Annotated in this window: 7 protein-coding genes; all 7 read right to left on the bottom strand. The window is 52.1% G+C overall.

The window, feature by feature from the left end; genetic code table 11:
- On the bottom strand, positions 1-525 hold a 525-nt coding region (locus ACIPUB_RS17805; RefSeq protein WP_407608598.1), incomplete at its 3' end, for an NAD(P)-binding domain-containing protein.
- A gap of 110 nt (positions 526-635) precedes the next feature.
- Complete coding sequence (locus ACIPUB_RS17800; RefSeq protein WP_407608597.1) at positions 636-2,378, bottom strand: glycosyltransferase family 4 protein; 1,743 nt, start codon at positions 2,376-2,378, stop codon at positions 636-638.
- 61 nt (positions 2,379-2,439) lie between these two features.
- Positions 2,440-3,537 carry a glycosyltransferase family 4 protein gene (locus ACIPUB_RS17795; protein ID WP_407608596.1) on the bottom strand — a complete coding sequence of 366 codons (1,098 nt, stop codon included), beginning with the start codon at positions 3,535-3,537 and terminating at the stop codon, positions 2,440-2,442.
- A 401-nt stretch (positions 3,538-3,938) separates the two neighbouring features.
- Positions 3,939-5,852, bottom strand: coding sequence for a glycosyltransferase (locus tag ACIPUB_RS17790; RefSeq protein ID WP_407608595.1), 1,914 nt, complete (start codon positions 5,850-5,852; stop codon positions 3,939-3,941).
- A gap of 117 nt (positions 5,853-5,969) precedes the next feature.
- The gene (locus ACIPUB_RS17785) at positions 5,970-10,379 is read right to left on the bottom strand and encodes a glycosyltransferase (protein WP_407608594.1); all 4,410 of its coding nucleotides are present in this window, start codon (positions 10,377-10,379) and stop codon (positions 5,970-5,972) included.
- A gap of 852 nt (positions 10,380-11,231) precedes the next feature.
- Positions 11,232-13,886 (bottom strand): heparinase II/III family protein, encoded by a 2,655-nt coding sequence (locus ACIPUB_RS17780; RefSeq protein ID WP_407608593.1) that lies wholly within the window; start codon positions 13,884-13,886, stop codon positions 11,232-11,234.
- A gap of 357 nt (positions 13,887-14,243) precedes the next feature.
- The gene (locus tag ACIPUB_RS17775) at positions 14,244-14,468 is read right to left on the bottom strand and encodes a hypothetical protein (RefSeq protein ID WP_407608592.1); all 225 of its coding nucleotides are present in this window, start codon (positions 14,466-14,468) and stop codon (positions 14,244-14,246) included.
- Between the last annotated feature and the right edge of the window lie 44 nt (positions 14,469-14,512).

Genomic DNA, 14,512 nt, shown 5'->3' with positions numbered 1-14,512 from the left:
GATGCCGCCGACGATGCGGTCGTTGGTGACCAGTTCCTCCATGACGCGTCCCGGAAGCACGCGCTCCGGGCAGTGGGCGACGTGCAGGGTCGAGGAGTCCAGGTCCGGACGGGCAGCAAGAATGCGGTCGGCCATGTGCTGGGTTGCACCTGGAGGGGACGTCGATTCAAGGATGACCAACTCGTTGCCGCGCAGCTGCGGGGCAATCTTGTCGGCTGCGGCTTCGATGTACGAAAGGTTGGCACTGCGGTCGGCATTGAATGGCGTCGGCACGGCAACGATGAACGCGTCTGCGGACGGAGTGTCAAAGCTTGCGCTGAGGGTGCCATTGGCGACCGCGGCCGCCACGAAGTCACCCAAGGCCGGCTCAACGAACGGAACCTCTCCGCGGTTGACGGCGTCCACGGTCCGCGGGGTGACGTCGACACCCTTGACGATGATGCCCTTGGAGGCAAGGATTGCTGCCGTCGGCAGTCCGATGTAGCCCAGACCGACTACGGCTACTTCTTTGATACTCGTCACTATGACGTTTCCCCTTGGTTCTAGTGGGCGCACCCAAGCGTGCAAACAGCCGAGGCACTGAAGTTCAGGAGGCTACGATTCGTAACCTCGACCAGAATACTGCATTCGTCCATTCACTGCAGTTTGTGGGAGATCAGTTTGTAAGTCTCAGACAACTTTTGCGCGTTAGCACTCCATGTGCGTTCAGCAAGCATTTGCTTCCTTCCGGCAGCACCCATCGAAGCTCTCTTCGATGAATGCTCGAGCAAAGTCTTGATTGCCACGGCGAGTTGGTGAGAGTCGTCCGGTTCCACGAGTAGGCCAGTTTTGCCATGCACGATAAGCTCGCGCAAGGCGGGCAAGTCCGCCGCAACTACGGGGACTTCGCAGGCCAACGCCTCGACGGGCTTCAGTGGCGTTACTGCCCGTGTCACAGAAAGATTCCTGCGCGGAACCACGAAAATATCCAACGCGCAATGATAGGTTCGGGCTTCGTCGCGCGGGACCCGACCCGGGAAGAGGCAATACTCGTAAATACCGAGCGATTTGCTCAGATCCTTGAGATTGTTAGCTTCAACACCACTGCCCACTATTAAGACGCGTAGCTTCGGATTTTCTGGGATGAGTTCTGCAGCGGCCCGGATCAGAAGGTCCAGTCCTTCGTAAGCAACCAAACTACTGACGGTGCCCACGTACTGGAGATCTGGGGACAAGCCGAGCCGTTCACGGGCTTCTTCCCGACCAATGGGGTCTTCCAAGTACGCATCCCCCACTGCGTTCGGAGCGATCGTGATTTTGTTGCTTGGTATGCCCTGCGCGACCAGCTCCGCCCGCATGGCTTCGCCTAGGGTCACTACATGCGTTGCTCGGGATGCAACGAAGGCTTCTCGCTGCCTGAATAGCTTGTACCGCTGGGACGACTTCGCGCTCTCGGGTCGCGTGGAAGCCCATGTGTCCGCCAACTGCCCCCGAACTTCGTAGACCCACGGCAAACCGAAAGCTTCGGCCACACTCATCACGGCAAGCGCGTTGGAAAAGTCAGTCGTGGTGTGCAGAACGCGGGGTTGCAATCGACCAACAGCGGCGGAGAGCGCATCAGCCTGCTGCTGGATCTTTGACCTCATGTCAGAGCGGAAGCGGGCCGGAAGGATGCGCCGATAGGTGATGCCATCGACCACGTCTTCCTCCTTCGCCCGGATCTTACCCACGGTCAGCGGGTAACCCGCCCTGGTCAATACTTCGGTTCTCCAGCCCTCATCCGCAAGTGACATCATGATCGAATGAGAACGCTGGGCGTAGCCACTCCCGGTGTGAGGAAGCGAGTTTGTCAGGAAGTGAAGGGCGGTTCCCTGTGCAAGCCGGGCGTCAGATGCGACGTTCTGCTTCGGGACCGCTGGCAAGGCGCCCAAAAAAACGCCTAATTCACTTTGGTAATGACGTAGTTGCTTGTTCGATGGAGCCACTACAGACGACAAAATGTCGATGGCTTCCTGCATATCTCCCAAGTACCAGGCATGCCGTGCCTGTGTTCTACACAGTGCGGTACTCGTAGAGGTCCGATTCTTCAACAAGTGCTCAGCACTCGTTGGGTCTTGAACGGCAATTGCCATGTCACCCAAGCGGGCTAGGCTGACATCTGGAATCAAAGAAGGATCTAATTGTCTCAGGTGTTCACCAAGTCCGGAGGTGTTTCCTGAGAGCAATAGTCCGACTGCCTTGAGCTGAATTGACCTTCCGGGGAGCGCCCTGACGCACCCGGCCGCCATCCGTGTCAGGAGCCCTGAATCCAAACGACGTGCTGCTTGTAAGAAGAAGTAGATGGGATCATCACGCACGTTGTCGAGGACGATTTTTGCGATGTTCGATAAGTTGCGCATCAATCGAGAACTTGAGTTCCGGAAATTAGTAGTATCCCTATCAGCCACGTTTTATCCCTCGTTAAATGATGTTGCTAATCAAGGCAACGTATTTTTCGCCCAGCTTTTCCAGGGATGCTTTCTCAAATACCCAGTCTCGGCCTGTTTCGCCAACTCGAAGATTTTGCCTGTCCATGGAGAGTCTCCGCCACAGATCCGCAATGTGCTCTGGATCGTGATCCACGATGTCTCCCGAAGCAGCGTCGGTGATAATTTGCGCTGCTTCGCCTTTGACAATTCCGGTGATATGTTGGCCCAACGAAAGTAATTCGTAAATTTTAGATGGCACAGTGTGATTGAAGCTCGCCCAATCACTGCGCAAACTCACCACGCAAGTATCCGCCCATAAATAGTGATCCCTGACTGCATCGCCTCGCGCAGGAACCTGAAAATCGATTTTTGCGTCGACTGTTTCCGCATAGCGCCGCAGACGTTCTTCGGCCGTACCAGTGCCAACGATCCGCACTTGAACGCTTTCCGAAACCTTGGTGGAGGCCAAAATCACTGATTCCAGACCCTGGCTCTCCCCCAGGTTGCCTAGGTACAACACATGCAACTTCGTATCCGTGCGCTGAGGTGGAGCATCGAGCGGTTCAAAGCTTCTGGTGCTGATCCCGTTATGGATCGTCTGTACGGTACTCACACCGTCGCGGGCTAAGATCTCGGCAAAACCGTCGGTCACGGTTACGACAATTGCCGCTCGTCGTTGGACTTCTCGTACGGCCCAATGCGCTAACCTTGTCAACCATTTCCAGCGCAAGACTCTTGAGTCGGTGATCAGGTCTGGCCACGCGTCACGCATTTCGACGATTAGCGGTCGCCTAAAAATTGATGCAACGAAGAATCCGATAAACATCGTCGGCAGAGCTGGGACGGTTGCGATCACCACATCTGGACGTCCTTGCAGCAATGCAGTGGGAAGCATTAGGGCACCGTCGAGCAGATTCTTCAGGATCTTTCCAGTGATACGGCTCGGCTTTTTCATGGAAACGAAGCTGCAGATGTTTTCCCCATGAACGCCACGTGCTAAATAGCAATTTCGCTGTTTTTTCTGGCCCTCAAAAACACGACCGACAACCCTAGGTGTCACAACATTTACGTGCCAACCCGCATTCCGCATAACATACACGAACGAGTCCCACCGTCGTTGCGGTGGAGAATTCTCTGGTGAATAAGAATGCGTCAGCAGAAGAACGCGCGCTTCCCCCACTGGCATATTCCACCTGTCTCCGGGAGCCTCAACTCCATCTTTTGATTAAACGATTCTACGACATGCATGGCGGTCAATAAGCAATCCCCATTTTGTCAGCTGCCCAACGTCTAGGACGCTGGCCTGGCCAAGGGGTCGGATACCCGCTTCAGCTTGAATGGAGCTGCACGGTTCTCGAATCTTTTCCAGTGTTAGAAATCGGCTTTCGTCATTCCAGCAATGATGCGCAGGGAGTCACCAACGGTCAAGCAGCAGAGTACATAGATTTCCGCCTCGTTGCCGGCTTCCTCTGGAAGGGTTAGGCGCCGTTGCTAGAAGAAGACATGTGTATCGTTTCGACCAAACCATTGGACATCCCCCGTCGACGTCAGCTCTGCGTCGCTAACGTCCCATGTATGCGACTTGCCGTCTGTTCCTCGCATCTGGACGAAGTTGAACCGGTCCGCGGAATAGACCGTGCCGCCACTATTTACCACGTCACGGAGGAAATTCGTATCTTCTCCCCTGCTCCTGGCTTGGAAGGGATTCTCCCTGAAGACAGCAGCGTGTCCCAGCATTGTCGGACCCATCACTAGATCCGTGAACCGGTGTTCTCGTTCGGAAAACCGCAAGAGGGTGGCATCCGAATCGGCCAAGTACATATAGTGCGCCTGCTTGCCCACCACCGAAGCACCGCTGTAACGAATAGCCGAAACCTGGTCGTATAAGTAATGTTCGCCGTATAGATCGTCATCATCCATCTTGGTGATGAAGTCCCCCTCACAACGCGACACCGCCTTGTTAAGGCACTCGCCCAGAGTAAGCTCTCTGCCCAACTCGAGGACTTCTAGATCACGAACACCTGCAGCCTTGGCCTTTTCTGCAAGGATGCCCCGGTCAACCGCAAATCCGTGAGTCACCAGCACCAACTGAACCTCAACGTGCCGTTGGGATCCAACGGTTTGCAAAATGTGATCCAGCTGATGTGGACGAATCGTCGACACAATTGTGCTGACGCGCGGAACGTTCACCATCGAAAGTGGCCCGGATGCGGCGTCAAGGAGCCCCACAAAGTCCGTGACTTTCTTGGCCCGATGGGCATAAGTATGCTCGCTCCAGATACGCCGCTGCCCCAGATGAACCATCCGGTCGCGAAGCTCCGGACTTCGCACAATACTCCTAATGGCATGTGCCGCATCTTCTCTCGAGTGCGCCTCGATGACTTCCGAAGGCTCGAAGAAGTTCCGAATGGCCGCACTCGGAGCAGACACCACCGCAGATCCCGCAGCAGTAATCTCGAATATTCGTCTCGCACACATGCTCGGCGAGTCGACCACAGAATTTACGTTAAGGAACACGCTGTAGTACTTGTATGCGGTCAACATCTGATCGTACGGGAGCGACCCAACAACATGCGATTCAAACGGCGCAGGGAACTGATACTTTTCCTCGCCTCCATGTTGACGCGAGAAGATATCCAGTCCGTGGCGAAATTTGGGGGCAACGTCAACGGCTCCGCCCAACACAATTTCCATCTGTTCGCGACGTTCCGGGAACTTGTGCGCGAAATACATGCCGGCGAACGCGACATCGCGGCGAGATTGCGCAACTGGCCGGACGGGATTATGGAATTCGGGTTGAGCAGCAAAACTCAGGGTAGCCACTCGGTCGTGTCCGAGGACTTCCACGTAGCGGGGAACCATCCGCTCATCAGAAGTGAATACAAAGTCGAACAGCTTTGCTGTATCAATGAAGTCATCGAAATGGGGCGGATCCTCCTTGTTCCAGAAAACCGCAGGTATCCCCTTGGCCCGGAAAGTTCTAACCATTTCCACGAACGCGGGACGCGGAGCAGTGGGGCCAGTCAAGTGGTATTGCCAGGTTTTGGAATTTCCCGCCCATGCCGACTCGACAAACAGCAGGTCATAGCTATTTGAATCGAGCTCATGCTGCCAGGTACTTGGCTTTATGAAGGTGCAATCCCATTCGGGCCCCCACGCGCGTGCGCTGAAATCGTCAAGGATTACGGCAACTTTCAACGGCGCACTCATGGAGCGATCGACGACCGTCGAAACAGAAGGAAAGGCAACTTTTAGCCTCTTTTCAACCTCCGAGTTTCCCCGACCCATGGAGCCAACCGTCCGATGGGTATAGGAATGGCGCCGGTACCAATCCTTAAGTTGGCCGGCACCACCATGCCGAAGGTGCCAGATGGCCTTGCGAAGATCAGAAACATCCAATTTCACTAATATCCCCATTGCTTTTGAATATACAAACTTTGTTAACATATGCAATGGGAGAGTGTGATCGAAAATTATTTCAACGACACTCTCCCATTTACAGCAATACTTCAGATAATTCTATTAGGTTCCATTCACAGTATGAAGTAATTTCGTCAATACTTCTTCTGAATCAAAATTTTCAACCACGAACTCACGCGCCGCCGCCGTTTGCTCTTCGAAGTTCTGTGATTCCTCACGCGTGGCAACAATGTATTCCGACATTTCTTTGGTATCTGTAAAGATCCATGACTCGGGATAGATCCACTCTGCACCAGGCCAAGCCAGGCCTACAGGAAGCGCCCTTGAAGCGGCGCCGTCGGCAAGCGTGAAGTGGAAGGATTCGAAATCACTTGTAGAGATCGCTATACCAATTCCACGATACCATTCGGCCATATCGTTGCCTTCGGGGTCAAAGATCACCGAATTCTTGAGCAATGGCGAGGTTTCAATGCGTTCATACTGGGCGTTGTAAAAAGCCATCTCGTCTTCGCGAGCGGCCATCCAGGGATATTGTTCCGGCCGTTTTCCCTTGATTCGAAGCGTGTATCGATCATCAACTTGACGGAGGTGTTCGAGCAGATCGAGTACCAAGTCGAATCGCTTCATCTGCGGAACCATCCCAACAAACCCGAGAACGAAATTCGATTCCTCATTTTTCGGAAGGTCCAGTTTACGAGTGTCCACTGCGTTAGGTACGACCATGGTCTTTTCCGAAGGAATACCAAACTTCTTAATGGCCATGCCTCGGATCAGTTCGCTGACAAAGATTACTCGGTCAACAGATTTAAAGTCCACGGCACGAGGGTAGTCCGTAAACAGTTCTTGGGAATGGAATCGCGTAATCAGCCGTTGCTCAGGACGCTTGTTTTTGGAATACCACGCCAAGTTGCCCAGAGACCACTCGCAAAATATCGTTGTTGCTTCTTCGAGCAGGGCCCTGCTTCGCTCCACATCGTGTTGCGCGTGACCGTTCCACTTGTCCACAAGCAACTTGTGGCCATGCCCTTCGATTGCGTCCATTACAGCGCCCGCAAACTTCAAATCGTGTCCGGCAACAAGGACGCATTCTTCGATCCCGGCTGTCGCCGATTCCATCACGGTTGGCTCCACCAGGTCTCTACGCAACGTGAATGGACGACGAAGAGTGAGGGATCCTTCACGATCCGAGCTTACTAACTCGGAGGATAGTGTGGGGCCGTCGACAACATAATCCGGCTTCCACCAAAGGGGTAGGCCTCGTTCATTCACCGAGGCTTCAGACGCAACTACGCGTGCCGCGTCGCTATAGAAGTATGCAGTGAGCAAATCCTGGAAAAGATCTGGGTCATCAACGTGAGTATCTGCATTGCAGATTCGCAGCATATCCAGACGAGCATTGGCTGCATCGGAAACTTCAATACCTGCATCACGCAATGACTGAGCGGCATGGGGTTCGCAGTCTGCCGTTTCTACAATCACACTTGCAGGTCGGACGCTGCTTGCCAAAATCGAACTGGCATTCGAGACTGTCAGACTTGCAAGCTCTAGTTGGAAGGTTGGCAGTTCTGGAATCTCTACCGGTATGCCGGCCATGCGCAACGCGCTTGCGAGACGATGACACGCCAAATGTTTTTCGAATGTAATCCTTAGCGGGCCCCACGCATCCTGGACGCGGTCCTTTTCACTATTCATCCAGAGCTCGGAAATCAGTTGGGCTTCCGTTTTTGTGCGAACAACCGGAATCATATCGTTGAAGAGCCAAGATACACCGAAGCTCTTGCCGCTAATCGTTGCCGTTCCGCACGCTGCCAATTCAAACACTCTACGCGAAAACATCGTTGGAGAATTATTTACCGAATTGACATTGATATGTACGGGATGGGATTTGTAAGCCTCAACCATATCTTCATAAGCCAATCCGCCACGGACGAATTCTTGAAGACTGGATGGGAACTTGTAAACCGACTCGGGGTTGTCTGCCTGACGATCGTAGATCGTCAACCCCTGCGCTTTTGCTCCCTGAAGAATGGACTTCAGCTCGCTGGAGCGTTCCGCATATCGCTCACCGTAGTATGAGCCACCATAAGCGACAGAGTGCGAGTATGGACGCGATGTACCCATTGGATTGTGGATATCTGGTTGGGCCCAAAACGACATGCTACCCAAGGCCTTCAGATGCGGTCCGCGATTCTCCCAGTACCCTTCGAGACAGTTTGCATCTGTCGTCAGCACGACATCAAAAAGTTCGGCAGTTGATTTGAATCGATTGAAGTGTACAGGATCTTCCTTATTCCAGAATATCGTCGGGATCCCACTAGACCGGCAAAAATCGATCAATTCTGAAAGATGACTACACTTATCGTCGTCGTAGTATCCGACCTTGCGCGTCCACGAGCCCTTATTGCCTGCCCACGCAGATTCAACGAATAGGGCATCTACATTGGTCTCGGACAACAGCCCGCGCCAGTCACTTGGCGTCGGCGATACCACTTGGACTTCTCGCCTGAGCGTAGACGCCGTGAATTCATCAGCAATGAGTGCGATTTTAACCGTACGCAAGTCCTTGCCAACACGATTCCGTCTCTGCACGACGCGAACCGAAGTCGCAAAAGTCTTGGCAATAATAGGCCAAGTGCGCTCTTCAACTGTCCATTTGCGTGCACGTCGTCCGATGCTTTGGCAGAGCTTCGGGTCATTCGCTAGAAACCTGATTTTGTCGATTAGTGAGTCAACATCATCTGCGTCAAAGAGCACGCCTCGAGAACCGTCCGAACCCAACAGAGTTGCAATTGGTCCCACATTCGAGCCGATTACTGGCCGGCCAGCCGCCATGGCCTCGATCGGCTTCAACGGCGAAACCAATTCAGTCACGATGTTCGACTTACGCGGACAAACAACCGCGTCAAACAAGGCTAGGTAGTCGTTTATCTCTTCGTTGGGCACGCGGCCCGTGAACCGCACTCGATCCGAGACGCCAAGACGTTCAGCTTGACTCTTTAGCGAAGCCAGTTCCGCGCCATCGCCAACTACCAACACCCCAACATGGTCCAGTTCGGATGAAAGCTTCGAAATGGCGTCAACAACGAGATCCAAGCCCTCGTATCCGACGAGACTACCCGCGTACCCAAGTAGGAACTCACCGTTCCTCTTCAAGTTCTTTACGGCGGATCGTTCTGAAGGCAAAGGAACATACTGGAATATATTGGCCGCATTGGGAAGAATATCGATTCGCTCCGCGTCAGTACCCCGGAGTATAAGTTCTTTTTTGACCTCTTCGGTGATGGCGAAGACCCGGTCAGCGTTGTTCGCGACCAAACGTTCGAGCTCAACTGCCAAAGAGAATCTCTCCGACTTGGCCCACGTCTCGTTCGAGGCGGCTGCAGTGACTTCCCACAAGCCGCGCACTTCATAGATAAAAGGAATCCCGAGACGTCGTGCCGCGATCAAGGCAGGCAACGCAGTAATGTGATTCGATGCGGATACGATCACTGAAGGCCGGTTCAGCATCGCTTCACGCATGAACATATCAACCGAAAGCTGAATGAACTTATCCAACGGGTCGTTTCTCAGCGAGACACCGGGATTGAAATGCGTATCTACGCCTTGGAAGCGACGGACCAGGCGCTTGCTCGGCGGCATTTTCCCGTTGACCTTTGAATCCCATGGGTATCCGGGCCGGGCAACGATGAAAAGATCCAGTCCAGCCTCGGTCACGGCAGATGTTAACCCAGTGGTGCGCGTTGAATAACCATTACTGTTGTATTCGCCTGTGCTGTGGGCACAGTACATGACCTTATCGGCGATTGGTACGTAGGCGGCTGTACCCGCGCTAGGCGGAACATCCGGTAGTTGTCTTTGCAAACGAGCCGAACCCGCAAGTTGATCAGACAGTGAACCAAAGTTCGGCGGCCCTTCCACACCAGATTCAAGCTCCTGAACAGCGCTATAAGGTCCTGAAATCTCCCCCAAATCGCGGAACTTGGATAATTCTAGTCGTACCGCTGTTTCTATGGACTTCAGTTCGCTAGTCAGTGGACTTTGGTGAGGACGTTGCGGATCGCTAGACACAGGCTTCTTTGGCTCCACACTATCCACGGAAGTGCTCGCCACGCCTCCCTTGCCTTGGACCGCTACTGTGATCGCCTTTTCAGCCGTTGGCCCATTATCAAATATGGCCGAAGTGGTCGGAGCTTTGGCAAATGGAGCCTTTATCCCTCTGACTGCTCGAACGACTGGATGGGCGCGTAGGTTGTCATACGCTTTCTTGAACTTATCCGAACGTGCTTTTTCGTTCTGAAGCTTGACTCGTTCGAATCGGAGCTCTTCCGCAAGGTCATTCAGCCTCTTGCGGGTCTCAGCTTTCTCATGTTCAAGCTTTTTCAGGGTCCCCTCGTGTCGTGCAATAAGACCTCTGTCCTTGATGGCCTGCTTCTTGAGTGACGCCTTCTCCACTCTGAGCTTGCCGATCGCAGCTTTCAGCTTCAATACGTCTTCGAGAAGTACGTCGTCCACGGACTCCTCGTTAGTGCCGCCGCTTTCTCGTAGCTGAAAGGCTTGGGCCCTAGAAACGATTGCCGCTGAGCCCTTTTTCGTTGACCGTTGCACCTAATAGACTCCGTCCGCAAATAATCATTACTGAGAACAATTCTAACGGATGCGTGCAGTTGCGAGGACGTCTCATTGCTTTTACACAGTGAACCGACTCTGCGTAAGGGCTGGTCCCAATTGCCTACCATCTCAGAAAACTAGCATCGATTTCCATCGCGTGTCGGAGGTCTTGGATTCAGTAGCTATCTTGTGATCTTGCTTGCTCAATAGCCTCAGGAGGTAGTCCTGTTCTGGTTTGTCGGCCACCATAAGACCTGGCTGCCTAAGAAGTATTGAGATTCAGTGTCGATGATGTCCTGAGGCAACACATTGTCTGCTCAGAGCACGCACTACCAAGTCGCCGAGCCGCCCAGGTGACATATAGCGGCTGACGGTGCCGGTGTTCTGGCAACCTGGTGTGTAACCTCATGACTTCGTGGGCACCGGGTCTCAAGGCTTCACCAGGTCGCAGGAACACCGCTACTAAGAGGCGCTATTCAGCAGCAACCTCCATCGAGAAGACTAGACGAATCATGTAAGGGCTCCCACAAGCGGAAAGAACGACCGTTTGGAATATAGTTCCCGGCCCCCTGGCCCGGCGACTTGGACATGCTGGCAGGCACGGAAACCACTCGGGCCGTCTATCCCGAAAAGAGCACGCACCAGTGGTCTGACGGCACCCGTTCAAAATCGAGGCTAACCCCTGTTCAACGGAAGCTAGTTCGACCTAAAGCTACAACGAGCAAGCGCACAAGGAGCCGTTGCCCTCGAATCTGTTTACAACGCAATCCATTCCGTCGTGAACGGAAGCATCCGGTTAATGTTGGACTTCGTGTAAACACGAACGCGGTATCGACCAGCCTTTAACCCTTTCCAAACAAAAGTATTATTTTTAGTGTATGCGACTGTTTCGATCAAATTAGAACCGTTAAATAACTTACAACTATAGGAGTTACCTGAGAAACTTAAAAGTTGAAGTTCAATAGCCCCCGAAACGACTTTTAATTTGTAATCAAATTGCCTTATTGATTCGAAACGACCTTCAACATAGCTTCTGACGACTTTTGGCAAAATATGTCTATAGTGCTGACCGATTTCCGCGTGAGGGGCACCCTCAACAAGCGCCATCTCCGCAATCGCGCCACGCTTACTAAGGTACTCCTGTAAATGTAAAGCGTGTCCGTTGAAATGATGATCCTTCGTGCCCACGATCTGGTGGATGCGAGGAAGTGTCTCGTAAGAGTCAAGTTTGGCAACAACTAACTTGTCCAAGGCAATCGCGTGTGCTCGGGAATTCCCCCTCAGCATGTATTCGAGGACGTTCGGATGCGGTGCCTCCAGGAACGAACCCACTTTGAATTGAGGGGCTCCTACGAACACCATGCCTGCGCCCAGTCCTGCACCATGGAGAATGGCGGCTGTCCCTCCTTTTGAAGTACCGAAGGTAGAAACGTTGGCTGCATCAACTATCCCCACCTCGTCCATCGTGGAACGAATTAGGTCCTGAACTGCATCAAACACCGACTCCGTGCCCCGGCGTAGCCAGTAATAGGAGCCTTGGTCACCAAAATCATCAAGTATATACAATACATTTATGCCAAGGTCCTGCATGGTGCGTCGGTAGTTGTAAGAGAAATTCCCAACTGGTGCAAGTGCTGAGAAAACGACAGCCAAATGCGGACTACTTCTTACCGGCTTATCCAAGAGATAGTTAAGCGTTGGGGAAGTTATAGATCTATTCCATTTATCTTTAGTATTATTTAGACCGCGATCCGTGAATCGAAAATCTTCAAAATTAAATGTTGTCTTAACGGCGACATCTTGTCCAGTAAAAGTGACCATAACCGTATTGGTTGGTTCAGAAACTCCAAATTTTGGAAAATTCCATCCGAGAGGTCGAGGTTTCATTTCGCCCTTATGCACAGTTATCTGTACCGGAACAGATGTTTCAACAAAAACGTCAGCAACCTTTTTGCCAGCGTGAAATAGCTCGAAACCATCACCGTGCGCCACGACGTCGACGCCCTTACCTAGGTTCCAAAGACATTCATACTTGTTGGTCTCCAGGCTCTGAAGGTCATCGGAAACCTCTATTTGGTCGAAGTCCTGGCTGATTGAAACGGTCCGCTCGTGATGAACGCCCTTAAGTCGCCCCGTCCCGGCCGTGACCGTGAGCCTCCCGCCACTCTCAACGGCAGGTTTCATCCATACCGTCTCAGCATTTTTATCGGTACGAGGTACAGAAACGCCGTTCACAATTATATTATTATGACTAAATTGACTAAATCCGTATTTCGTCAACGGCAATTGATAGTTATACCCAAAAGGACCAGCCTCAGATATCAATGGCTGACCGGCATGCCAGATAAATAACGACAAATCATCCGAATGTTTATGATAATTATCGTTATATGCAGCTAAGAAGGAAACGAATGTTGAAGATTCATCACCCCAGGATTTGCGAGCAAAAAAATATCCGGACCTTGGGAGCGACAAATACTTCTTAGCCGGCTTTCGTCCGGATTTACCTGCCGTCGCAGCAAATTCGAACTCAGGACTCCCAAAGACATTGTGGTGTTTTGCAGAGATAGAGGTTTGCTGGGTATCACTAATGGGGACGAATACCCCGGTCGGCAGTACCGCATGTGTTGCATATTCGCCAGCTTGCTCCAGCAGACCCTCCAGTCGCTGCTCAGACTGCCCTACTCCCAGCAACTTGAGAAATTCGGCATGCTCAGCGAGATGCTTCGTAATCATTAAATGGTACGTCGGAGAATTTTCCGTATGTACCCCATCTTCCGTAAATGACGAGATAAAGTAATTATCTAACCGTCTTATGCTTGTTTCAAGTTTTTTATCAACTTGCTCATCATAAGAACTATTGTATACACAATACGTCCGGAGCGCGATGTCTTGAAACATTCCATGATTATTTCCGGTCGAATGAAAGTCATCGTCGAAAAGAAGTTCCGACGTCTGCTTCATTAATTCTCGTATTTGAGTTTGTTTCGTCACATCTAGATACTTCTTGCTCGCCTCAAATATTGCGATCAAACTAATTAACCGTTGGGCTGTAGTCTCGTCATGAAATGCCATCGAATGACTACAACTTTCATACGCCGGGAACTTGGCGTGCCAATCATTGATAATTCGTATTGCTAATTCGGCGACTTCACCTGCATCGTCGTTTGTGATACTTGCGGGCCAATCCCGAAGAAACAGCAGACCATGGAGATGGCGTGCCAGACTTCGATCTATACCGTCCTCCCATAGCGCGTCAGCATCGTACGAAATTTCTTTGCCCGAAGGTAATCGGATTTTACGTTCATCTACGAACAACTTCACAGCGCTTCGAGATGAATCCAATCTTCCGTGCGGCAAAGACTTCCCCACGAAACCAATTAATCTGTTATTTGCTCTCAGATTTAGCAAGATCGTTTTCCTACTTTGTTATTGAATGAAGAGGCTCTAAAAATTTACGTTCTCCGACGAACAGTTGAGTTGCCATACGAACTCGGGTTAGCAACTCATCTACTTTACCGCAATCAATCCACTATGCTTCCTGCGGTTCGGGCTTAACCTGCCATGATTAGCCGGTTTCGATTCGTTTGCTGTCAACATGACGGCAGGTGTGTGACGTCTCCTAAAATGATTATGCAAGTGTTCCGTTGATGTTGAGGTTGGCAATGGGCGACTCCATTTTCACAAATAGGCCGCAGATGCTGATGTGTGAGACCTTCTGACGACAACATCTAAACAGCAGGAACCCCTGTTGAACCGTCCCGGGAATCATGCCGCCGTGTTGTGCGCGGCAGCTTCGGGCAACGAGCTGGAACTTTCATCGTAATAGATATGCTCGAATTCCTCCGGAGTTCGGTGCGCGTGTGACGAATGCAGACGGTCGGAGTCGTACCAATGGACCCATTCGAAGACGACCTCGACGACGTCAGATTCGGTCTTCAACGCCCCTGAACGGAAGGGCGATCCCTTGGCCACGGCCTCGTTCTTGAACAAGCCCATCACGGTTTCCGCGGAGGCATCGTCGCACGCTTAACCGA

This window comes from Paeniglutamicibacter sp. ORCA_105 (genome assembly GCF_045798545.1).
Taxonomy (GTDB): Bacteria; Actinomycetota; Actinomycetes; order Actinomycetales; family Micrococcaceae; genus Paeniglutamicibacter; species Paeniglutamicibacter sulfureus.
The sequence above is the reverse complement of the archived record's forward strand: the minus strand, read 5'-3'. Positions and strand labels throughout refer to the sequence as shown.